The organism is Dyella choica (assembly GCF_003977665.1).
Lineage (GTDB): Bacteria > Pseudomonadota > Gammaproteobacteria > Xanthomonadales > Rhodanobacteraceae > Dyella_B > Dyella_B choica.
Genome location: NZ_RYYV01000002.1, coordinates 129,584 through 150,320, shown reverse-complemented (window position 1 = coordinate 150,320; position 20,737 = coordinate 129,584). Strand labels below are relative to the sequence as shown.

Below are 20,737 nucleotides of genomic sequence, written 5' to 3'. Positions count from 1 at the left end.
CAGCGCCCTTATTTCAAACACGCTAGCGCGAGTGCGCCAGACTGGCGCGACAGCGGGTCCTTTTAGACAAATCACACTTTCGGGCGTTTTCGGATCGGACGCCCTCGGGCGATAGTTTGCGTATATGACTCACCCCCCTTTTTCCGTGAACCCTTCGGACCGCCAGCCGAACCGCCTACGCGTGCTCATCGCCGATGACCATCCGGCCATGCGCCATGGCCTCGCAGATGCGATCGACGCCGAAGCGGACATGCAAGTGATCGGCCAAGCCGCGGACGGCAGGCAAGCCATCGAGCTGTTCCGGCAGTTCGAGCCGGACGTGCTGCTGATCGACCTGCAAATGCCCCGCGTCGACGGGCTTGAGGCCATCGCCACCATCCGCAAGCAATTTCCTGCCGCGCTGATCATCGTGTTGACGACTTACGCGGGCGATGCACGCGTGATGCGCGCACTCACCCTCGGAGCTTCCTCCTATCTGCTCAAGGCTGCGGAACTTGCCGATGTCGTCCAGGCCATTCGCTCCGCCGTGAGCGGCAAGCCGATCGTCGATCCGGGCGTGGCCAGCGAAATGGCCAGGCATGCCGGCTGTGAAAGCCTGACGCCGCGCGAGCTGAGCGTGCTACGTCTGGCCGCCATGGGACAGAGCAACCGGGCCATTGGGCAGACGCTGAACATTTCCGAAGACACGGTCAAATCCCGCATGCGAAACATCATGGGCAAGCTGGGGGCCGAGGACCGCACGCATGCGGTCACGATCGCCATGCAGCGGGGCTTCCTCGATCAGTAGGCCATCCTCAACACAAGTGGAATTGGGCGAAGCCTGCGGGCCGCGTGGCCGTGTAGCAAGATTGGGAAGAACATCGTGGAGTCCGTATCCAACGAACCACTAAGCGGCAGCGCCGCGCGGATCCTGTTTGGTCCGTTCTGCCTCGTGCCACGCAAGCGATTGCTGTTGCGTGATGGCGCCCCGGTAGACATCGGTGGCCGCGCGCTGGACCTGCTGATCGCGCTGGTCCAGCGGCCCGGCCGGGTCATTTCCAAGCGCGAGCTGCTCAAGCGCGTGTGGCCGGACATCATTGTCGAAGAGGGCAGCCTGCGCTTTCATATGGCGGGCCTGCGCAAGATCCTCGGTGACGGCGAAAACGGCGATCGATACGTCTCCACCCAGGTCGGCGTGGGCTATGCCTTTGTCGCGCCGACCGAAGCGTTGCCGGTGGAAGAGGGCGCAGGCGGCTGGACACCGATGGCGGCAATGGTTCCCAAGCGCCCGTCGGGTGCCTGCAGTCTGCCGCTGAGAACGAAGCTGATCGGCCGCGACGCGGATGCGCGCCTGCTGGTCGCATGCCTGTCCGAGCCGAAGCTGTTCACCATTGTCGGTACCGGCGGCGTGGGCAAGACCAGCCTGGCGATCGACGTAGGCCATCGCATCGCCGGCGCCGGCGAGACGACCGTGCGCTTCGTGGATCTTGCCCAAGTCGAGGATGCGGCCCTGGTGCCTTATGCCCTGGCGGGCGCCCTGGGCATTGCGGTGCAGACCGACGATCCGATGTTCGTACTGCTCGCCCACATCGCCGGGCAAGCCTTGCTGCTGATCATCGACAATTGCGAGCATCTGATCGACGCGGTGTCCGGCATCGTCGAGCAGATCCGTGAACACGCGCCGCGCGTATGCGTGCTGGCCACCAGCCGCGAGCCGTTGCGCGCGCTGGGCGAACACGTGCATTGGCTGGGCTCCCTGGATTTTCCACGCGAGCTGGACGGCCTGTCGGCGCAACAGCTGTTGCAATACCCGGCCATCGAGCTGTTCATTCGGCGCGCCACTGCCGGCAACGCCTCGCTCAAGCTGGAGGAGCGGGAGGTAAGCCTGGTGGCCGATATGTGCCAGCGGCTGGAGGGCATCGCGTTGCCGATCGAACTGGCAGCATTGCGCGTGGCGGCTCACGGCGTGGCCGCAACGCATGCCTTGCTGGGGGAAGGCTTGAGCCTGGGTTGGTCGGGGCGCCGCACCGCGCTTCCGCGCCAGCAGACCCTGCGCGCCACGCTGGACTGGAGCTACGGGTTGCTATCGACGACCGAGCGGCTGAGCTTCGATCGCCTCTCAGCTTTCGTCGGCCCGTTCTCGCTGGACGCCGCCGCCCACGTGGTTGCCGATGCCAAGCTTGATCCGCTTACGGCCATCGTCACCTTGGACGGGCTGGTTGCGAAGGGCTTGGTGTCCTTGGATCAGGCCGAACCGGGCGCCTACCGTCTGCTGGAAATGACGCGTGCCTACAGCAAGGAAAAACTGCGGGAGCGCGGCGAGGAGGAAATGCGCCAGACTGCGTTTCGGCACGCGGCGTTCTACCTGAAGCTGCTATCGAATCTGGGCGAGTCGCCCGAAGAAGTGTTCGAGCATGCCAGCCGGCTGACACGCCAGCTTGGCAACGTGCGCACCGCCTTGGAATGGAGTTTCGGCCCAACCGGCGATGCCGGCGTTGCTGTGCCGTTGGCTGCGGCCAGTGCGCAGCTCTACCTGCAATACTCGTTGATGGTGGAGTGCCGCAACTGGTGCGAACGCGCCACTGCATGGCTCGACGAGCGCCACTTGGCTACGGCGATCGAATTGGAGTTGCAGGCCGCGATGGGGCTCGTGCTGATGTTCACGCGCGGCAACACCGAGGCCGCCGGGATGGCCCTCAAGCGTGCACTGGACATCGCCGTGGCGCTGGGCGATCACTGGAGCCAGCTGCGCATTCTCGGACGCCTGCAGATCTACGACGAGCGCATCGGCGATTATTCAACCTCGACCGTGTGGGCGCAGCAGGCCCTTGAGGTGGGCCAGGCGATTGGCCAGCCCGAAGCCATTGCGGTGGCATCATCGCTGGTAGGTGTCACCCACCTGCTGGTCGGCAACCAGGCTGCTGCGTGCAAGGAGCTGGAAACGGCGCTGCGCAACAGCCTGCCGTCCGAGCGCAGCCGCACCATCTATTACGGCTTCGATCACCGCAATCGCTCGTTCATCGCGCTGGCGCGGGCGCTGTGGCTTCGCGGCTACCCCGACCAGGCGCGGCGCTGGGTGGAACAGGCGCACAAGGAAGCCAAGGCACTGGATCATCCGGTAACGCGCTGCATTGCGCTTATCTGGTCGCTCAACGTGTACACCTGGACCGGTGACCTCGACAAAGCGCACGCCAATGTCGCGTTGCTCGCCCAACTGGCGCAATCCAACCTGTTCCGGCCTTACATGGCCGCCATCCAGGGATTCAAGGGCGTCATCGCGATCGAGGAGGGCTGCCCGAATGAGGCAGTCCAGTGGCTGGGCGAAAGCCTGGCGAACCTCAAATCCTTGCGCTACGAACTGCTTACCACCTCGTTCGAAGTGTCCCTGGCCGAGGGACTTACGCTGAGCGGGCGCAACGCGGAAGCCTTGACCCTGGTCAACACCACGATCGAGCACTGCAAGCAAGGCGGCGACATCTTCGCCTTGCCGGAACTGTTGCGGCTCAAGGCGAGCGCGACCGGTTCGCTTGGTGCTCATGGCGACGTGGTGGAAAGCCTGCTGCAGGAAGCGCTGGCATTGAGCGAGCGCCAGGATTCCCGCGCCTGGAGCCTGCGCGCCGCCATCGACCTGGCGAAGCTCTGGTTGAAGCAGGGCAGGACATCCGAAGCCGTGGCGCTGGCGCAGTCCTATCGCAAGTCCGTGACGGAGGGCTTCGACACCAAGGACGTGCGCACCCTGGAGGCGCTGTTGACCAGCATTGCCGCCGTGGCTCTCGACAGCGCATAGCTGTTCTACTGGTGTGCATTCGCAAGGCAGGTCTTCATCGATGACCTCTTGGACGCGTATAAGCGGGTAGGGGAAGGCAGCGCAAGAGCAAGCCGACTCAGAGTGCAAAGCCACCGTCGATCGTGATGCTTGCCCCGGTCATCGAACCGCTGGCTTCGCCGGCCAGATAGGCCACGAGCGAGGCGATCTCATGCGGCTTGCCCACCCAGCCCAGCGGAATGCGGCCGTCCAGATGCGGCGCGTACTCACTGGCCATGTCCGTATCGATGGGACCGGGCTGGATGTTGTTGACCACGATGCGCCGGGCGGCGAGGTCCAGTGCCAGTCCCTTGACCAGGGCGGCGACGGCGGCCCGCGCCATGGAAAGCACGGCGGCCGTCGCGCCGTTCCATTCAGTGGCGCTCGCGGCAACCGTCACGATACGGCCACCATCATGCATATGCGTCGCTACGCGCTGGATAACCTCGTACACGCGATGCACGTGGCTGCCCAGTCGCAGTTCCAGGTCGTCCAGTTTTACCGCCGCGCTGGAGGCAAACTGCAACAGCCCTGCATGGATCACCACCGCATGCGGCGGGCCGAGCTGCGTGACGGTGCGCGCAATCACGTCGGGAATCCAACCCCCTTGCGTGTCGTCTACCTCAATGATCGTGACCGCTTCGTTCGAGGCGGTGTTGTATGAGTGCTGCTCGTGCCCCCGGCTACGCCTGGCGATACAGACACGCGCTACCGCGAAGCCTTCGCCCGCGAGGCGATCGACTATCGCGGCATCGACACTGCGCGAGCCGCCGAAGACGAGCACGACCCTGCGTGCAGTGCGGTTTTCCCTTTCATCAGTTGCATGGTTCATGTGCGTTCTTTGGTCGTAAGCGGATACTGCGTTGATGTCCGGGGAAAGCTCGATACTTGCCGGTAGGGCTTCCTAGTACCTCAGCGTCATTCCAGCGAAAGCTGGAATCCAGTTTTAGTACGGGGTGCGAAGCACTCCAAACCTGTTTTCGTGTCCTCCGGACGCGTATTTAGACTGGATTCCAGCCTTCGCTGGAATGACCTGAGGCAAGAGGGAGCGGTGCGCAAAAAACAAGGCTGCCGCTCCTTTAGGGCTTTTCGCGTCTATCGAAAGCTTTCCCGGGACAGCCATGGCGGATACCGGCGGATCGCCGCATCGCTTTCACGCCGCGGTGCACGCAGACGCGCACGTCCGATTCGCCCATGCCACGCAGACTGGCAGTTTCCGCTGCAGTGAGTCCGGCGATTTGCGTATCGCGAATCGCATTCGCCTGCTTGTCCGGCAAGCTGCGCAGCAGGCGCTCTACATCCAGCCGAGCCGAGTTCCCTCGTTCGGCTGCTTCCGTCGTACAGACGTCTTCGAGCTGATCGATCGGCAGATGAGTCCGGTGGCTGCGAAAATAGTCGACCATCTTGTGTCTGGCGATGCCGAACAGCCACGCCCGAAACGGACGGCGAGGGTCGTAGTGCGCGTGACGCAGATAGACAGCCATCAACGTCTCCTGTACCAGGTCTTCCAGATCTGCCTGGCCGTAACCGATGCGACGCGCAAAAAACGCCGCAAGCAACGGCCTCGATGCGCGCAGCAGCGATTCGCAGCTTCGATCCTCGCCATCACGTGCGCTGTCCGCCCATGTCGCGAGCCCGTCGACGGTCAGCGCCGTCTTGTCCATCGATAACGTGTGGCACGGCTGTGACATGAAGCAGTTTCCCGGCTCGAATGGTCCGGCACAGCGTCGGCTGGAGCAGGGGAGGAAGCCAGTTATCGTCTGTTAGACCTTGCTAGTGAGCGGCTGGCAACGGCTCCCTCCCCTGCAAGCACCTGATTAGCGCTGTGTCTCAGCGGGCGTGTATCTGCTCCCTCCCCTACGTGTAGTAGGGGAGGGCCGGGGTGGGGTGAAGCAACCTCGCGGTGAGCTCAAGCGCTGCAGCAAGCTCGTGCAACCCCACCCTAGCCCTCCCCTGCAAGCAGGGGAGGGAACTACCTGTCGTGCAGCAGAGACTCGACGCTCTTAATCAGGTGCAAGCAAGGGAGGGTTGGGGTGGGGTTGTACGAGCTTGTCGCTCAATGGCTAACAGTCTCAATGGCTAACAGTCGCTAACACCGCATAACTGGCGACGGCTCAGCTCCGCCGTCATTCTCGATGCACATGGCGATGAGGCGCATCCCGATTCAAAGCCGCCCGCATCAACGTCGATCCGCATCGCACGCCCCCCTCAAACGGAGATTGACCATGTTCAACTCGACCCTCGCTGCGCAACCGCTTGCCCGGCGCGCTGTGGCCTTCGCATGCAGCCTTGCGTTGAGCGCCATGCTCGGCCTGGTCGCCGCGGCGCCCGTCGCAGCCCAAGACGACACCCGCATCCGTCCGTTCCAGGTGCACGTCCCGCAGGCGCAACTGGATGACCTGCACGATCGCCTTGCCCGCACGCGTTGGCCGGATAAGGAAACGGTCGGTGACGAATCCCAAGGCATCCAGCTGGCGCGCATGCAGGAACTGGTGCGCTATTGGGAACACGACTACGACTGGCGCCGGCTGGAAACGAAGTTGAATGCGCTGCCTGAATTCGTGACCACCATCGATGGCGTGGAAATCCAGTTCATCCACGTGCGCTCGCGCGAGCCGAACGCGATGCCGCTGATCCTCACGCACGGCTGGCCGGGCTCGCCGCTGGAATGGATCAAGACCATCGGCCCGCTCACCGATCCGGTGGCTTACGGCGGCCGCGCTGAGGATGCCTTCGATGTCGTGATTCCGGCCATTCCCGGTTACGGCTTCTCGGGGCGCCCGACGGACGGCGGCTGGAATCCCGACCGCGTGGCGCGCGCCTGGGACACGCTGATGAAGCGCCTGGGTTATACGCACTACGTGTCACAGGGCGGCGACCACGGTTCGGTGATCTCCGACGCGCTGGCGCGGCAGGCGCCGAAGGGGTTGCTTGGCATTCATCTCAACATGCCGGCCACGATTCCGCCGGAACTGGTCAAGCCGATCAACGCAGGCGATCCGGCCCCCGCCGGCCTCTCCGTGGAAGAACGACGCGCCTACAACGCGCTGAGCACTTTCTTCGGCAGGAATGCAGCCTATGGCGCGATGATGGTGACGCGCCCGCAAACCATCGGCTATGCGTTGGCCGATTCGCCCAGCGGCCTGGCTGCCTGGATGTACGAAAAGATGGTCGAATGGACCGATAGCGACAGTCACCCGGAACGCGTGCTGGGCCGCGACGAGATCCTCGACGACATCACGCTGTACTGGCTTACCAACACCGGCGCCTCCTCGTCCCGCTTCTACTGGGAAAACCACAACAACAACTTCAGCGCCCAGGCGCAGAAAACCGACCAGATCAAAGTGCCGGTAGCCATCACCGTATTTCCGGGCGAGATCTACCGTGCGCCGGAAAGCTGGGCCAAGCGGGCCTATCCGTCGCTGTACTACTTCCACCAAGCCGCCAAGGGCGGGCACTTCGCCGCTTGGGAGCAGCCGCAGCTGTTCGCCGAAGAATTGCGTGCGGCCTTCAAGCCCTTGCGGCAGGCAGCGGATGCGGCCCGGCGATAGCGATGGCACGGCCCGACGCAGCATGAAGCGATCCCCAGCCGCGGACATCGAAGCGGCCTCACCCCACAGATCGTTGACTCACGGGAGACAAGCGATGTTCCACCAGACGAAAAACAGCCGCCGTTTGCTAGGCATGGCAGCTATCGCGATCGCCGCGACCCAGGCCGGCGCAATCGACGCGGCGCACGCGCAGCAGGCGGCAGCATCGAACGCGAACGCCCCGGCGGCGCCCGTTCCACTCGGCGGTTTGAAGCACGTCAACGCCGGCTTACTTGATGTGGCCTACGCCGAACTCGGTCCGGCCAACGGTCCGGTGGTGATCCTGCTGCATGGCTGGCCCTACGACATCCACAGCTACGACGCCGTCGCACCGGCATTGGCGGCGAAAGGTTATCGGGTGCTCGTCCCCTATGCGCGAGGCTATGGTGCAACGCGCTTCCTCTCCGCGAACACTCCGCGCGATGCCGAGCCGGCCGCACTGGCCCAGGACTTGATCGATTTCATGGATGCGCTCGGAATCCAGCGCGCGGTACTGGCCGGCTACGACTGGGGCGCGCGGTCGGCGGATATTGTCGCGGCGCTGTGGCCGCAGCGGGTGAAGGCGCTGGTGTCCGTGAGCGGCTATCTGATCGGCAGCCAGGCATCCGGCAAGCAGCCGTTGCCGCCGAAGGCCGAATACCAATGGTGGTACCAGTACTACTTCGCCACCGAGCGCGGCCGCCTGGGCTACCAGCAGTACACGCACGAGTTCGCCAGGCTGATCTGGCAGCTCGCCTCACCGCAGTGGCATTTCGACGACGCCACCTTCGAGCGCAGCGCCGCTGCGCTGGACAATCCTGACCAGGTTGCCATCGCCATTCACAACTATCGCTGGCGGCTTGGCCTGGCTGAAGGACAGACCCGGTACGCGGGGCTGGAGAAGCAACTGGCCAGCTCCCCGGCGATCGCCGTGCCGACCATCACCATGGAGGGCGACGCCAACGGTGCGCCGCATCCGAGCGCCGAAAGTTACCGCAGCCATTTCAACGGCAAGTACGAATACCGCCTCATCACCGGCGGCATCGGCCACAACCTGCCGCAGGAAGCGCCGCAGGCCTTCACCCAGGCAGTGCTCGACGCCGATCGCCTGTGAAGCCATCCCGACTGGGAGCGATAACTGCTTCGCCTGCCATGTCATTAACCCGTTATGTCCCCTAGCCATCCTCACCCCACAAGGAGATCCTTCATGAAGAAACTTTTCGTTGGCCTGGCCATGCTCACCGCCATGGCCACCGGTGCTGCGTTCGCGCAGATGAGCAAGCCCGACAAACCCTACATCGTGCTGGTGCACGGCGCCTTCGCCGATGCCTCAAGCTGGAGCGACGTCATCAAGATCCTGCGCAAGGACGGCTATTTCGTGATTGCCGCCGCCAATCCGCTGCGTGGCGTGAAGAGCGATGGCCAATACATTGCCAGCCTGGTCGGCGAACTGAAGGGGTCGGTAGTGCTGGTCGGGCATTCGTACGGCGGCAGCGTCATCACCGAAGCGGCCAATGGCCGCCCGAACGTCAAGGCGCTGGTGTACGTCAGCGCCTTCGCGCCCGATAGGGGCGAGAGCGTGGCGGAACTGGCCGCCAAGTTTCCCGGCAGCACGCTGGGGCAGGCGCTCGCTCCCGCGGTGACGCTGCCGGATGGCGGCAAGGATCTCTACATCCTGCAGGACAAGTTCCATGCGCAATTCGCCGCCGATGTCACGGCACCACAGGCCGCATTGATGGCGGCGACGCAGCGCCCGGTGGCGGCGGCCGCGCTCGACGAAACGAGTGGCGAAGCGGCGTGGAAGCAGTTGCCGTCCTGGCACATCTACGGCAGCGCGGACAAGAACATTCCGCCGGAGGCGATGGCGTTCATGGCCACCCGCGCACATGCCAGGGAGGTGGAGATCATCAAGGGCGCATCGCACGTGGTGATGGTGTCTCATCCCCAGGCTGTCGCACGGGTGATCGAGGCGGCGGCTGGGCAGTAAGGCACGTGGGTTTCATGACTGCTGGAGCAACATCAAGACGATATCGCCAGCAGGTCGCGGCGCAAGAGGGCGGCCGGAACAGGGACGGCCGCCGTGGGCAAATCAACTGATGTTTCGATGGGAGGTCGCCAAATGAGCGGCAAGATCAAGACCAAAGACGGTGTGGAGATTTTCTACAAGGATTGGGGATCGGGTCAGCCGATCGTGTTCAGTCACGGCTGGCCGCTATCGTCGGACGACTGGGACGCGCAGATGCTGTTCTTCCTGGCGCACGGCTACCGGGTGATCGCGCATGATCGCCGCGGCCATGGCCGTTCCACGCAGACGGCTGAAGGCAATGACATGGATCACTATGCCGCGGACCTGGCAGCGCTCACGGAAGCGCTCGACCTGCGCAACGCCATCCATGTCGGCCATTCGACCGGCGGCGGCGAAGTCGCGGCCTACGTGGCGCGCCATGGCCTCGAGCGTACATCCAAGATCGTGCTGATCGGCGCGGTCACCCCGATCATGGTCAAGAATGCGAGCAACCCCGATGGCCTGCCGCTGGAGGTCTTCGACGGCTTCAGGAATGCGCTCGTCGCGAACCGGGCGCAATTCTTCCTGGACATTCCTTCGGGGCCCTTCTACGGGTTCAATCGCCCTGGCGCGAAAGTCTCCGAAGGCGTCATCCGTAATTGGTGGCGACAGGGCATGATGGGGGGGACCAAGGCACACTACGATTGCATCAAGGCTTTCTCGGAGACGGACTTCAGCGCGGACCTTGAGAAGATCCATCAGCCGGCCCTGGTGATGCATGGCGATGACGACCAGGTCGTTCCTTACCAGGATGCCGCGTTGCGCGCCGCGAAGCTCCTCAAAAACTCGACCTTGAAGATCTATCCGGGTTTTTCCCACGGCATGGCGACGACGCACGCGGACGTCATCAACGAAGACATCCTGAAGTTCATCAAGGGATAGCGGTATCGGCGCCCTTTCACTGGGCGGCGCAGCAAGACGAAAAAAAGAAAGCCCCGGCAGAGCCGGGGCTTTTGACACATCCTGTGAATATGGTACGCCAGGTCACATGGCGCGGAAGCGGTGGCGGAACGCGTCGCTCACGCGCAGCGGCTCGATAATGCCATGCAGCCAGACCAGCAAGCGGCCATCCCCATCCGGCTTGACTTGCCGGATCGCCGACACGCGAACGATGGCGTTGCGATGAACCCTCCAGAAGACTTCAGGATCGAGCTTGGGCATCAAATCCTTCAATGGCGTCCGGATGAATGCCGAATCGGTGGCGGTGGCAACGCGCGTGTACTTTTCCTCGGACTGGAACAGAACGACGTCGCCGATATGGATCATACGAAGAGTGTCGCCGATGCTGGCGGTAATCCAGGTAATCGTCTCCACGGGCTTCAACCGGTCGGTGAGGCTGTCGATCAATGCTGTCAGATCGACTTGCGTTGCGCTCTGACGGCTGCGCAGACGTGCCACCGTTTCGGTGAGACGGTCGGTGCGGATCGGTTTCAGCAGGTAGTCGATGGCGCCCGCATCGAAGGCCTTCACCGCGAATTCGTCATAGGCGGTGATGAAGACGACCTGGGCTGGACTTCCGGCTTGCCGCGCCACCTCGAGGCCACTAAGTCCCGGCATGCGGATGTCGAGGAAGGCAATATCTGGTTTCTTCGACGTCCAAGCATCGAGCGCGCTGATGCCATTCTCGCATTCCGCGACGATGATCAGTTCCGGCCACAGTCGTGCCAACATGCCGCGCAATTCAGTTCGCTGCGGCTCTTCGTCTTCGGCGATCAGGGCCGTGATGGGTGCAGTCATGGGAAGGAGAGCGGAATATGGATGCGTGCGCTCACCCCGCTTCCGGCACGTGACGCGATGTCGAAACGCGCAGCTGTTCCGAAACGATCGCGGAGCTGGGCGCGAACATTCGCAAGGCCCAGGCCGGGCGTGGTGCCGGGTTGCAAGCCCCGGCCATCGTCCTCGACGCTCACGCTTAAGAATCCATCCGCGACACTTGCGATGATCGCGATCATGCCGGGGCCGGGTTTCGGCTCGATGCCGTGGGTCATCGCGTTCTCCACCAGCGTCAGCAGGATCAAGGGCGGGAAGGGCATGGCCCGCACCTCATCGTTCGCGTCGACGTGAACCTCGATGCGGCCAGCTGTACGGACCTTCATGATCTCAAGATAGCCCAGGCACAGATCGATCTGGCGACCGAGCGTGGCTTCTTCGATGCCTGTTGTGCGGATGCGCGGCAACGCGATGCGCAGATACGCCGCCAGCGCGTCGATGGTTCTTGCCGCGCGCTCGGGTTCGCTGGCGATCAATGACCGCACCGACGCCAGCGTATTGAAGAGGAAATGCGGTTCGACCTGCGCCTGCAGGAGGGCCAGTCGCATGTCGGCTGCGTTCCGTTCCGCGCGCAGGTTTTCGATCTGGCGAGCGGCTGCGTACTGGGCAATGCGTCGCTGTTCGCCGAGATAGTAGAGGGCTGCGAAGCCTCCGCCCGCGACGATCAGTACCAAGAAGGACGCGTCGATGGTGGTGGCGAGAAAATTTGAAACGGCTTGGCCGAGCAGGTTCGGCCCCATGGGGCGCCCGGCATAGGCCTGCATAAGATGAGCGTGATAGGTGCCCACCCCGTCCAGGGCGATGACCCCGATCCAGAGCCCGGACAGGATCGCCAGCAACACCAGCGTGCGCTCCACGACGAGCGGCAGACGCCAGCGCCGAATCAACGTGGCGAACAAGGGGCCGGCCGAAACCGCGATCAGCGACGCGATGCAAGCCCGGAGCGCCAGTCCAGGCCAGTCGCCCCATGCATTCATGCCCGACGCATGCCAGGTGGCATACGTGCAGCCGGCGAGGACCGCCAGCGGCCACGACACGATTCCCCGGCGCAGCAACCAGGGCCAGGTGAAGGTGCGGAAGTTCTGGTAGAGCGTCCAGCCCCCCAGATCCGACAACACGCTACGCGGCAGTCGGGCATGCAAGTCGTCGTTGGGATAATCCATGCGTGACACGTTAGCAAAGCACGCGCAATCGCGCACACGAACCATCCGCGCCTGGACCGTTTCATCGCATTGCCGACCGGTTCCGTCGCATGCCCATCCCGCTGTGCACCTGCGTGCTCTATATCTGTCGCACACACTAAATCGGGAGAAGCCATGCAGATCAAGGTTCTGGCGAAGACTGCCATTGCGTTTGCGATCCTCGTCGGATCAGCGACCCTGCCGTACCGTACGCACGCGCAAACCTCTGAGCAGACCACAGCACAAGCCGAGCCATGGGTATCCACGGCGTGGCTGGAAAGTCACCTGCACGACCCGAACCTCGTGCTGCTGCAGGTCGGCGAAGAGTCGCAGTACAAGTCCGCGCACATTCCTGGCGCGCGCTTCGTCAGTCTTGACGACGTCGCCGCCACGTCGGGCGAGCTTTCGCTGGAAATGCCGACCGCGCCGGAACTGCGCCAGCGACTGCAGGGCCTTGGCATCTCCGACGGCTCCCGCGTCGTGGTGTACTTCGCAAACCAGCAGGTCTCCACGGCGACGCGGATATGGTTCACGCTGCAATCGGCCGGGCTGGGAGCGCATGCCGACCTGCTTGACGGCGGCATTCCGAAGTGGCGCCGCGAGGGTCGCCCCCTGACCGACCGGGCCACCGCAGTCACACCGCCGGGAACGCTGACGCCCTTCAACCTTCAGCCAACCATCGTCGATGCCGCGTTCGTGCAAGCGCACGCCAGGCAACCGGGTTATGTGCTAATTGATGCGCGTGCCACGATGTACTACGACGGCCTCGAAGAGAGCGGTGCGGATGGCCACCACCGCCGCGGTCATATTCCCGGTGCGCGCAATCTGCCCTTCACCAGCATCACCAACGACGATCTGACTCTGAAGAAGCCGGCCGAACTGCTGGCCTTGTTCCGCAAGGCCGGCGTCAAGCCGGGCGATCGGGTGATTGCTTATTGCCACATCGGCCAGCAGGGAACAGCGGTGCTGTTCGCGGCGCGTGCTATAGGGATCGATGCCGTGCTGTACGACGGTTCATTCGAAGACTGGACGATGCGCAATCTGCCGGTGGAGCGCTGACGATGCACCCGCTACGTCCCTATGCCGAACCCCATGCGACCGGCGTGTGCCTGGGACTGGTGCTGCTCACCTGTTTCGCGCTGACCGGGCAGGGGTTGGGAGCGTCCGGTGCATTCGCGAGCGTGGCGAGTGGTGTTGTCGTCGCAGTCTCGCCGGAAACGGCTGCGCATAGCACCTACTTTCGCAGCTATCTCCAGGACGGTTCGCCGTGGACTGCCTGGCTTGTCGTCGAAATCATCGGGGTGCTGGCCGGCGCCGCCGCATCGGCGGCTCTGGCAGGACGAACACGACTGACTTTCGTCCGCGCCGCCCGTCCATCTGGCGGCAGGCTGTTCGCTGGCCTCGCAGGCGGACTGTTGATGGGCGTCGGGGCAACGCTGGCGCGAGGCTGCACCAGCGGCCTCGCGTTGAGTGGCGGTGCACTGCTGAGTGTCGGCGCCTGGATCTTCATGCTGGCACTGTTCCTCGCCGGCTTCCTCGTCGCGCCGCTCGTGCGCAGGCTCTGGCCATGAACGATCTGCTGATTGCAGGAGGCATCGGCATGGCATTCGGCTGGGCGCTCGAATGCGCCGGCCTGGGCGATCCGCCGAAGCTCGCCGGCCAGTTCTATCTGCGGGATTTCACCGTCCTCAAGGTGATGCTGAGCGCGATGCTGACCGCGATGCTTGGTGTTTTCTGGGGCGGGCGACTGGGCCTATTTGATCCCGGTACGTTCTATGTGCCTGAAACGTACCTGCTACCGCAACTCGTCGGCGGCCTGGTCTTCGGACTCGGCTTTGTGCTGAGCGGCTTGTGTCCGGGCACGTCCTGTGTCGCGCTGGCCAGCGGCCGCATCGAAGGTGCTGCGACGATGCTCGGGCTGTTCGCTGGCGTGCTGCTGGTCGGTTTGGCCTTCCCCGCGATCGAACCTCTCTACCGCTCGACGCCATACGGCCCATTGACACTCCAGCGCCTCACGGGCCTGCCTTACGGGGTCGTGGTCGCGCTGGTCACGCTGGTCGCCGTTTCGATCTTGGCATGGGTCGCGAAGTGGGAGGCAAGACGATGAAGATCCTGCGACGGCTGGGCATCAGTGCGCTTGCATTGGGCTTGGGGGCGCCTTTCGCGGGTAGCCCATTGCGCACGCAGCAGCGAGGGCTGGATCTGGATTCGATCGCCCGTGCGATCGATGAAGGCTCCGACCACGTCAGCGCTCGCCAGCTTGCCGAGTGGATACGCGATCGCCGACCCGGACTTCGCGTCATCGATGTGCGCTCGCCGGCCGAGTTCCACGCCGGCGCGATCCCGACGGCGGAGAACGTGCCGATCGACCAGTTGGCGAAGCTGCGCTTTGCGCCCGGCCAGATGATCGTCCTTTACTCGCAGGAAGGGGCGCATGCCGGGCAGGCCTGGGTCATGCTGCGCTCGCTCGGCGTGACCCACGCGGTGTTCGTGCCGGGTGGCCTTGCCGACTGGCGCGAAGAGGTCCTGAGTCCGTTGCTGTCGGCAAACGCCTCGCCTGCGGAGCGCGCACGGATCGCGGAATTGAGCCACTACTTCGGCGGCTCTCCCCGGATTGGAGGCGGGCAGGAGGGCGAAGTTGCGGCTACGGCGCAGATCGGGCGCGGCTCGCGGAGGCGTGGATGCTGACTCATGCCATGGAACCCATCGATGCGGCCGATGCCTTCGACTTCGCCGCTCTTCGCGCCAGCGAATTCGCGCGTCTGGACACCGCCGGCATCGCCTACCTCGATTACGCGGCGAGCGCGCTGTACGGTGCCTCGCAGGTACGAGCGCAGGGAGAGCGGCTGGCGCACGGGATTTTCGGCAATCCCCACTCGGAGCATCTGGCGTCCCGCAACAGCGCTGCCGTGCAGGCGGCGGCCCGTGCCGCAACGCTCGCGTTCTTCGATGCTGATCCGGACATCTACGATGTCTGCTTTACCGCCAACGCGACGGCAGCCATCAAGCTCGTCGCCGAGAGCTATCGATTTTCGTTGCAGCGCGGACTCATCCTCTCGGCCGACAACCACAATTCGGTCAACGGCATTCGGGAATTTGCCCGGCGCGCCCAGGCAGCCATCAGCGTGTTGCCGCTGGATACGGAACTGAGGCTCGATCGCGGATCGGCGAGCCTGCGGGCGAGCGTCGATCGACAGGGCGAGGGCTTGTTCGCATTCCCGCAGCAGTCCAATTTTTCTGGAGTGCTTCACGACCTGTCACTCATCGAAGAGGCCCGGGCACTCGGATGCGATGTCCTGGTCGATGCGGCAGCGGCCGGCCCATCCGGCGCGCTCAGCCTGAGGAAGCATGCCGCAGACTTCGTCGTGTGTTCGTTCTACAAGCTATTCGGTCTGCCGACCGGCGTCGGCGCATTGATAGCGAAAAGGTCGGCCTTGGCTCGCCTTCGCAGGCCGTGGTTTTCGGGTGGTACGGTGGAGTTCGTGTCCGTCGCACACGGGCGGCACACCCTCAAGCCTGGGCACGAGGCATTCGAGGACGGAACCCCCAATTTTCTCGACCTCGCCGCCATCGAATCCGGATTCGCCTTTCTCGCCCAGATGCCGCGCCGACACTTGCGTGCCCATATTCAGTCTCATACGCGGCATTTCCTGGGACTTGTAGCGGCATTGCGACATCGCAATGGAGTGCCGCTGGTACGCCTGTATGGCCCTCTGGGTATGGAGCGGCGGGGCGGTATCGTCGCCTTCAACGTGCTGCGGAACGACGGCTGCGTTCTGCCCTACGAACATGTCGAGCGGCTAGCGCGCGAGCATGGCGTCGCCATTCGGGGAGGCTGCTTCTGCAATCCCGGGGCGGCCGAAAAGGCATTCGGACTCGATGCCACGGGAGTGGAGCGCTGCTTCGACAAACTTGAAGGCAGCTTCAGTATTGAGGCGTTTCGCAACTGCGTGGGGCGTGCCGCTACCGTGGGTGCGCTGCGTTTGTCCGTCGGCGCACCCACGACGCACAAGGACATCGAGCGTGCCGTGGCCTTGATCGCTGCCTGCAGCGCATAAATTCAGCGAGTCGCTAGCCACAGTAAGCCCCCTCCGTCAACGCACTCTCGTCAGCGTGTCTTCGCGGTCGTATAGCAACGATTGAATCTTGCCCGTCTTTGCTTCGCGAACGACGCTGGCCTCCTCTCCCGTGTCGGGATCGATGAAAGCATCGGACCCGATCGCCATCAGATGATTGACCTTGCCATTGCCCAGGTTTTCCAGGGTGACGTCACCCTCGTCAGTGACGGTAACGCGAAAAGGAACTTCTTCATCCTCGTCCTTGTAGCGATAACTGCCAGCCAGCGCCATCAACTTGTCGCGCTCGATATCGATACGGGTGACGGTGCGCGGGGGGAACAGGCCCAACTCATATTTGTTCGAAATCGAACGCATCAGTTCGTTGCGGACGACACGGCCATTCTCCGAGTTCGTCATCACCACCAGGCCGAGCTTTCGCTCGGGAAAGAAATACCACTCGCTCTTGAACCCGGCATTGCTTCCGCCATGACCGTAACGTGCATCCTTGCCGCTGCCTTGTACTTCAATGCCCAGACCGTAGCCATCTCCACCGCCGGCAATGCCGCTGGGCACGATCATTTGCCGGGCCAGCGATTGAGGTAGCAGCGCACCCTTTGCGCCATCGATCGCGTCCTGCAGCGCCTGTGAAAATTTTGCAAGATCCGATGGCGTGGTCCATAGCCCGGCAGGCCCCAGCTCCGGATAGACGTGCCAGCCGCCGGGATAAGGCTTTCCCTTGAAGTCGTACGCCAGGCTGACATCACCCGAAGGGTTGGAATCGAACGTACTGTCGTCCATGTGCAGCGGCGAGAGCAGGCGGCTTCGCATGTACTGCGCGAATGACAAGCCCGATTGATCCTCGATCAACTTCTGCAACACGACGTAGCCGCCACCTGAATACGAATACCGTGTTCCCGGAACGGCTTCGACCTTCAGGGCAGGACTGTTTCCCTTCCCGTCCAGAACACCCGCTGCGTCGGGAATCTTCGCTGACTTCTCATAGCCGGGGAATCCATCGACGTTAAGGCCCGCGATATGGCTCAGCAGGCGGCGAATAGTCACCTTCTCGCTGCGCGTCAGGGGGCTGGCAGGGATCTTCCAGCTTTTGAGATAGTCGTTCACATCTCGATCCAGATCAAGACGGTTGGCGTCGACCAACATCAGCGTGGCGAATGCCGTTACCGATTTGCTGATCGATGCCGCCTGGAAGCGGGTATGCACGTCAACGGGATGCCCGGGGGCTGCCGTTCCATAGCCTTGCGCCCAAATCACCTCGCCGCCACGAAACAACGCCACGCTCAAGCTAGGCGTTGTCGTTTGCTTCATCCGTTCGTGCAATTCACGAGGGCCTTCGGCTGTCCCGGCCACGATGACGCGCGGTACCAGGCCATGCTCGATGGCGGCCACATCCTGCCTGGACAACGTCTCTGCGGCGCATGGACTGCAGGCGAGGGCAAGTACGATCGACAGCGCACCGCGAGCCCTGCGCCATTTCGCCATGGAAGTCCGGCTGTGAACTTCGCTCTTGGGTTTTGGAAACGAGGGGTTGTGACCATCGTTTCCGGCAACGGGAGTAACGGTCACAACAGGCCGGACGAGCTCCATGACCTACCTCGTAGCGCAATGCGTTTTGGAAGGCGGGGTGCTCTGGAAGCCCATCGCCTGGGTTCACCCAGCTGCGGGACTGACGCCGCAGCGGACGCTATCTTGCACTTAATCTTTGTGTCAAGACGCTATTCGTTTCCGATTCGCTCGGCGATGCATCCACAGCACCGAATGCTTAAGGCGTCATTGCTGGGGCGTTGAACGAGTTCACGCCAGGCTGGCTGAATTTGGCAAGTTGCGCATTCGCTTCGAAAGACGATGGACGGCACCTGTGGCGCCACTGAGTTCGGCTTGCTCCATCATTTTCTTACTACTAGCCAATAGGTTCTGTCAGCAACTCTTGATCCCAAAGTGGGTCGATTTTTACCCATGGTCGGGTATTACTTGCCCCGAAAACCGCCCTACGCCCTGCATTGCATGGCTTCCGGACGATGGCCTGAAATTTGCTTCGCAGCCTAAACACGCCCAGTGCCAGGACTGCTTTCCATGGCCGAGTCATTCGCCCATTCGCGCAGACCCTATTTGGGAAGTGCCCCGCGGTCTTCATTCCCATCGAACATTCCATCGAATACGGACTCGACAGCTGGAGCTTTCATCCATGAACCATCGAGGAAGCCATATCGTTACGCAAGGCAACAGACCTGCTATCACCAACGCCAACCTCCTACAGCGTAAATGCCAGTGCGGCAATCTCAGTTCTTTTGGTGGCCCATGCCGCACCTGCCAATTGCAACGGCGTAGTGCAGGCGCCGCCGCTGCTCCAGCTGTACCGCCGATCGTTCACGACGTACTTCATTCGCCTGGGCGACCGCTGGATGCCACCACCCGTGCTTTCATGGAACCTCGCTTTGGGCAGGACTTTAGCCAGGTAAGAGTCCACTCTGACGCAGAGGCACAAGCTTCGGCGCACGCTGTTAGCGCTCACGCATATACGGTTGGAAATCACATCGTTTTCGGTGGCGGTCAATACGCGCCGGAACGACCAACCGGTCAGCGTCTATTGGCTCACGAACTGGCCCATGTTGTTCAGCAAAGCAGCATGCCTTGTACAACTCATCCGCTGACCGTAGACCCCGATGACAGCCCGTACGAGCAATCCGCGGACGCCACCGCCGACGCTGTGCTCAGCGGTCGCCCGGTACCGGCGAACTCATCCGCGAGCACAGCTCTCATCGCATCAAGAGCGCCGGCGACCCTTCGCCTTCAGCGGTCGGGCTACGCCGACTTAAAAAATTTGGCGTACGACAAAATGATTGGTGGCATCCATTCCGCGCGAGATGGTATGCGAAACGGTCTGATGCGACTCATCGACAAATATATACCCGAAGCCCTGCGATCTACGGCTGCTGGCATCGTCGACATAGGGATAGACGTAATCGACATCCTGATCACGCTTGTCATGGCGGTACTCGGCATAATAGTTGGATTTACCGAGGGTATCGTCGGCATGATCGAAGGTCTTATTACCATGGTCTATGCCATTATCAAATTTTTGTATGACCTTATTGCTGGCATTTTCACCGACTTCGACGCTGCAAGCAGCGACTTGAAGGCTTTTCTCAATGCCATAAAAAATCTACCGGCGGCGGTCCAAAAATTAGTCACAAGCTGGTTGGAGGATTTCAAAAAAGCCTCCAGCGAACGTCAGAGCGCGATGATTGGCGAGCTGACCGGCCAGATCATCGCCATTATCGCTACTTTCGCGGTCGCCGCCGGTCGTGCCGGCACCGTAGCCAAGGTGGGAGGGACGACTGCGGACACCGTTGCGACGATCGGCGACGCCACCGGGGCTGTAGGCGACGCCACTGCGACCGCTTCTCGTGCGCGGCCGGTACTGAAGGTCATTCAGGGCGGCGCACAAGGTAGTGAAAGCACTGCAGCCAGAGCCTCTGCAGCTACATCGGGCACACAACCGGTAATCGGAAACACGGCATTGAAGATCGCACCTGCGGCTGAGCCAGCCGCCCCGCCGCTGCGCCTGGTTCCACCGCTGCCGGCAGAAGCGGCGCCGGTGGCCAAAGCAGCGCCGGCATTGGCGGCAGCCTCCTCAACGACACCCAAGATAGCCGCTCCTTTAGCGGTGGCTGCGGCCACTGCAACAAAAGTCTCAGATCCTAAGAAAAATTCATGCGACGACGCGACGGGCCTCACTCGAGAAGACCCTATAGCCATGCGCTGGTTCAAAGTACGGGAAGATGACTATTATCCCAAACGCATCGCCCTTCAAGGACAGGTCTACGGCCGTGACGATCCCGGTAATCCGAGAAAATTACCGCTAGGCGAGCCGATTGGCGTACCGCCAAAATATTGGCCACGGCCGGGAAAGATCATGCAACTCTTGCCGAGCGAACGCGGCTCCAAAGCGGACGACTTCCGCGCCGCGCTGACGCGTTACGGATACGATTGGACTGGACTACAGGCCGACCACGTTCAAGACCTCGATTGGGGAGGACCGGATGAGTTCGTCAATCTATGGCCGCTGTCATCAGACGCAAACTTGAGCGCGGGGACCCGCCAGAACCTCACGCAGAAAATCTCATATTGCGAGACACCGAGCGGACCTCACGTGGTCGACCAGTCCTTGGCTGATTTCAAAAAAGCTCCCGATCATTACGGCAGGTATTTCCGGATAGACAGAGTTGAACGGTGATTTGGCGATCCCGCTGCGGATACGCCTTTGCTCGTCATTCCGGCGAAAGCCGGAA

Annotated in this window: 17 protein-coding genes; 12 read left to right on the top strand and 5 right to left on the bottom strand. The window is 62.6% G+C overall.

The annotated features are described in order from the left end of the window. The first annotated feature begins 124 nt into the window (after positions 1-124). Complete coding sequence (locus EKH80_RS03365) at positions 125-787, top strand: response regulator (protein ID WP_126683315.1); 663 nt, start codon at positions 125-127, stop codon at positions 785-787. Positions 788-862: 75 nt separating this feature from the next. After that, a complete protein-coding gene (locus EKH80_RS03360; protein WP_126683314.1) occupies positions 863-3,766 on the top strand; it encodes an ATP-binding protein in 2,904 nt (967 codons plus the stop codon). A 97-nt stretch (positions 3,767-3,863) separates the two neighbouring features. On the opposite strand, the gene EKH80_RS03355 is transcribed toward EKH80_RS03360, so the two are convergent. Both EKH80_RS03355 and EKH80_RS03350 read right to left on the bottom strand, forming a co-directional pair. Further along, positions 3,864-4,616, bottom strand: a complete 753-nt coding sequence (locus tag EKH80_RS03355) for an SDR family oxidoreductase (RefSeq protein WP_126683313.1) — start codon at positions 4,614-4,616, stop codon at positions 3,864-3,866. Positions 4,617-4,863: 247 nt separating this feature from the next. After that, positions 4,864-5,475, bottom strand: a complete 612-nt coding sequence (locus tag EKH80_RS03350) for a sigma-70 family RNA polymerase sigma factor (RefSeq protein WP_230473390.1) — start codon at positions 5,473-5,475, stop codon at positions 4,864-4,866. Positions 5,476-6,009: 534 nt separating this feature from the next. On the opposite strand from EKH80_RS03350, the gene EKH80_RS03345 reads away from it, so the two are divergent. The 4 genes from EKH80_RS03345 (at position 6,010) to EKH80_RS03330 (ending at position 10,300) form a co-directional block, all read left to right on the top strand. Beyond that, positions 6,010-7,335 (top strand): epoxide hydrolase family protein, encoded by a 1,326-nt coding sequence (locus EKH80_RS03345; protein ID WP_126683312.1) that lies wholly within the window; start codon positions 6,010-6,012, stop codon positions 7,333-7,335. Positions 7,336-7,429: 94 nt separating this feature from the next. Next, positions 7,430-8,467, top strand: coding sequence for an alpha/beta fold hydrolase (locus EKH80_RS03340; RefSeq protein ID WP_126683311.1), 1,038 nt, complete (start codon positions 7,430-7,432; stop codon positions 8,465-8,467). Between the two features lie 93 nt (positions 8,468-8,560). Next, positions 8,561-9,340 carry an alpha/beta fold hydrolase gene (locus EKH80_RS03335; protein ID WP_126683310.1) on the top strand — a complete coding sequence of 260 codons (780 nt, stop codon included), beginning with the start codon at positions 8,561-8,563 and terminating at the stop codon, positions 9,338-9,340. A gap of 132 nt (positions 9,341-9,472) precedes the next feature. Then, the gene (locus EKH80_RS03330; RefSeq protein ID WP_230473389.1) at positions 9,473-10,300 is read left to right on the top strand and encodes an alpha/beta fold hydrolase; all 828 of its coding nucleotides are present in this window, start codon (positions 9,473-9,475) and stop codon (positions 10,298-10,300) included. 102 nt (positions 10,301-10,402) lie between these two features. Here the strand turns inward: EKH80_RS03330 and EKH80_RS03325 are convergent, their stop codons facing one another. Next, complete coding sequence (locus tag EKH80_RS03325; RefSeq protein ID WP_126683309.1) at positions 10,403-11,155, bottom strand: LytR/AlgR family response regulator transcription factor; 753 nt, start codon at positions 11,153-11,155, stop codon at positions 10,403-10,405. After that, entirely contained in the window at positions 11,152-12,351 is a 1,200-nt protein-coding gene (locus EKH80_RS03320) for a sensor histidine kinase (protein WP_158628729.1), read from the bottom strand. The genes EKH80_RS03325 and EKH80_RS03320 overlap by 4 nt, the downstream gene beginning before the upstream one ends. A gap of 153 nt (positions 12,352-12,504) precedes the next feature. Here EKH80_RS03320 and EKH80_RS03315 point away from each other — a divergent pair, with 153 nt between their 5' ends. From EKH80_RS03315 to EKH80_RS03295, 5 genes are read left to right on the top strand one after another with little or no spacing between them, the layout of a single operon-like run. Further along, positions 12,505-13,428, top strand: coding sequence for a sulfurtransferase (locus tag EKH80_RS03315; protein ID WP_126683307.1), 924 nt, complete (start codon positions 12,505-12,507; stop codon positions 13,426-13,428). Between the two features lie 2 nt (positions 13,429-13,430). After that, a complete protein-coding gene (locus EKH80_RS03310) occupies positions 13,431-13,940 on the top strand; it encodes a YeeE/YedE thiosulfate transporter family protein (protein ID WP_126683306.1) in 510 nt (169 codons plus the stop codon). After that, positions 13,937-14,476 (top strand): YeeE/YedE thiosulfate transporter family protein, encoded by a 540-nt coding sequence (locus tag EKH80_RS03305; protein ID WP_126683305.1) that lies wholly within the window; start codon positions 13,937-13,939, stop codon positions 14,474-14,476. Before EKH80_RS03310 ends, EKH80_RS03305 begins: the two co-directional genes overlap by 4 nt. Next, a complete protein-coding gene (locus tag EKH80_RS03300) occupies positions 14,473-15,057 on the top strand; it encodes a rhodanese-like domain-containing protein (protein WP_126683304.1) in 585 nt (194 codons plus the stop codon). The genes EKH80_RS03305 and EKH80_RS03300 overlap by 4 nt, the downstream gene beginning before the upstream one ends. After that, the gene (locus EKH80_RS03295) at positions 15,051-16,427 is read left to right on the top strand and encodes an aminotransferase class V-fold PLP-dependent enzyme (protein ID WP_126683303.1); all 1,377 of its coding nucleotides are present in this window, start codon (positions 15,051-15,053) and stop codon (positions 16,425-16,427) included. The genes EKH80_RS03300 and EKH80_RS03295 overlap by 7 nt, the downstream gene beginning before the upstream one ends. Before the next feature lie 36 nt (positions 16,428-16,463). Here EKH80_RS03295 and EKH80_RS03290 read toward each other — a convergent pair whose 3' ends face one another. After that, positions 16,464-17,927 carry a serine hydrolase domain-containing protein gene (locus EKH80_RS03290; RefSeq protein ID WP_158628728.1) on the bottom strand — a complete coding sequence of 488 codons (1,464 nt, stop codon included), beginning with the start codon at positions 17,925-17,927 and terminating at the stop codon, positions 16,464-16,466. A 703-nt stretch (positions 17,928-18,630) separates the two neighbouring features. On the opposite strand from EKH80_RS03290, the gene EKH80_RS23940 reads away from it, so the two are divergent. After that, positions 18,631-20,682 carry an eCIS core domain-containing protein gene (locus tag EKH80_RS23940; RefSeq protein WP_196240329.1) on the top strand — a complete coding sequence of 684 codons (2,052 nt, stop codon included), beginning with the start codon at positions 18,631-18,633 and terminating at the stop codon, positions 20,680-20,682. Positions 20,683-20,737 lie beyond the last annotated feature (55 nt).

What these genes read in the sequence shown, in the direction of transcription:
- EKH80_RS03365 (WP_126683315.1), top strand. Translation starts at nt 125, where the DNA reads ATGACTCACCCCCCTTTTTCCGTGAACCCTTCGGACCGCCAGCCGAAC.
- EKH80_RS03355 (WP_126683313.1), bottom strand. Translation starts at nt 4,616, where the DNA reads ATGAACCATGCAACTGATGAAAGGGAAAACCGCACTGCACGCAGGGTC.
- EKH80_RS03350 (WP_230473390.1), bottom strand. Translation starts at nt 5,475, where the DNA reads ATGTCACAGCCGTGCCACACGTTATCGATGGACAAGACGGCGCTGACC.
- EKH80_RS03345 (WP_126683312.1), top strand. Translation starts at nt 6,010, where the DNA reads ATGTTCAACTCGACCCTCGCTGCGCAACCGCTTGCCCGGCGCGCTGTG.
- EKH80_RS03340 (WP_126683311.1), top strand. Translation starts at nt 7,430, where the DNA reads ATGTTCCACCAGACGAAAAACAGCCGCCGTTTGCTAGGCATGGCAGCT.
- EKH80_RS03335 (WP_126683310.1), top strand. Translation starts at nt 8,561, where the DNA reads ATGAAGAAACTTTTCGTTGGCCTGGCCATGCTCACCGCCATGGCCACC.
- EKH80_RS03330 (WP_230473389.1), top strand. Translation starts at nt 9,473, where the DNA reads ATGAGCGGCAAGATCAAGACCAAAGACGGTGTGGAGATTTTCTACAAG.
- EKH80_RS03325 (WP_126683309.1), bottom strand. Translation starts at nt 11,155, where the DNA reads ATGACTGCACCCATCACGGCCCTGATCGCCGAAGACGAAGAGCCGCAG.
- EKH80_RS03320 (WP_158628729.1), bottom strand. Translation starts at nt 12,351, where the DNA reads ATGGATTATCCCAACGACGACTTGCATGCCCGACTGCCGCGTAGCGTG.
- EKH80_RS03315 (WP_126683307.1), top strand. Translation starts at nt 12,505, where the DNA reads ATGCAGATCAAGGTTCTGGCGAAGACTGCCATTGCGTTTGCGATCCTC.
- EKH80_RS03310 (WP_126683306.1), top strand. Translation starts at nt 13,431, where the DNA reads ATGCACCCGCTACGTCCCTATGCCGAACCCCATGCGACCGGCGTGTGC.
- EKH80_RS03305 (WP_126683305.1), top strand. Translation starts at nt 13,937, where the DNA reads ATGAACGATCTGCTGATTGCAGGAGGCATCGGCATGGCATTCGGCTGG.
- EKH80_RS03300 (WP_126683304.1), top strand. Translation starts at nt 14,473, where the DNA reads ATGAAGATCCTGCGACGGCTGGGCATCAGTGCGCTTGCATTGGGCTTG.
- EKH80_RS03295 (WP_126683303.1), top strand. Translation starts at nt 15,051, where the DNA reads ATGCTGACTCATGCCATGGAACCCATCGATGCGGCCGATGCCTTCGAC.
- EKH80_RS03290 (WP_158628728.1), bottom strand. Translation starts at nt 17,927, where the DNA reads ATGGCGAAATGGCGCAGGGCTCGCGGTGCGCTGTCGATCGTACTTGCC.
- EKH80_RS23940 (WP_196240329.1), top strand. Translation starts at nt 18,631, where the DNA reads ATGAACCATCGAGGAAGCCATATCGTTACGCAAGGCAACAGACCTGCT.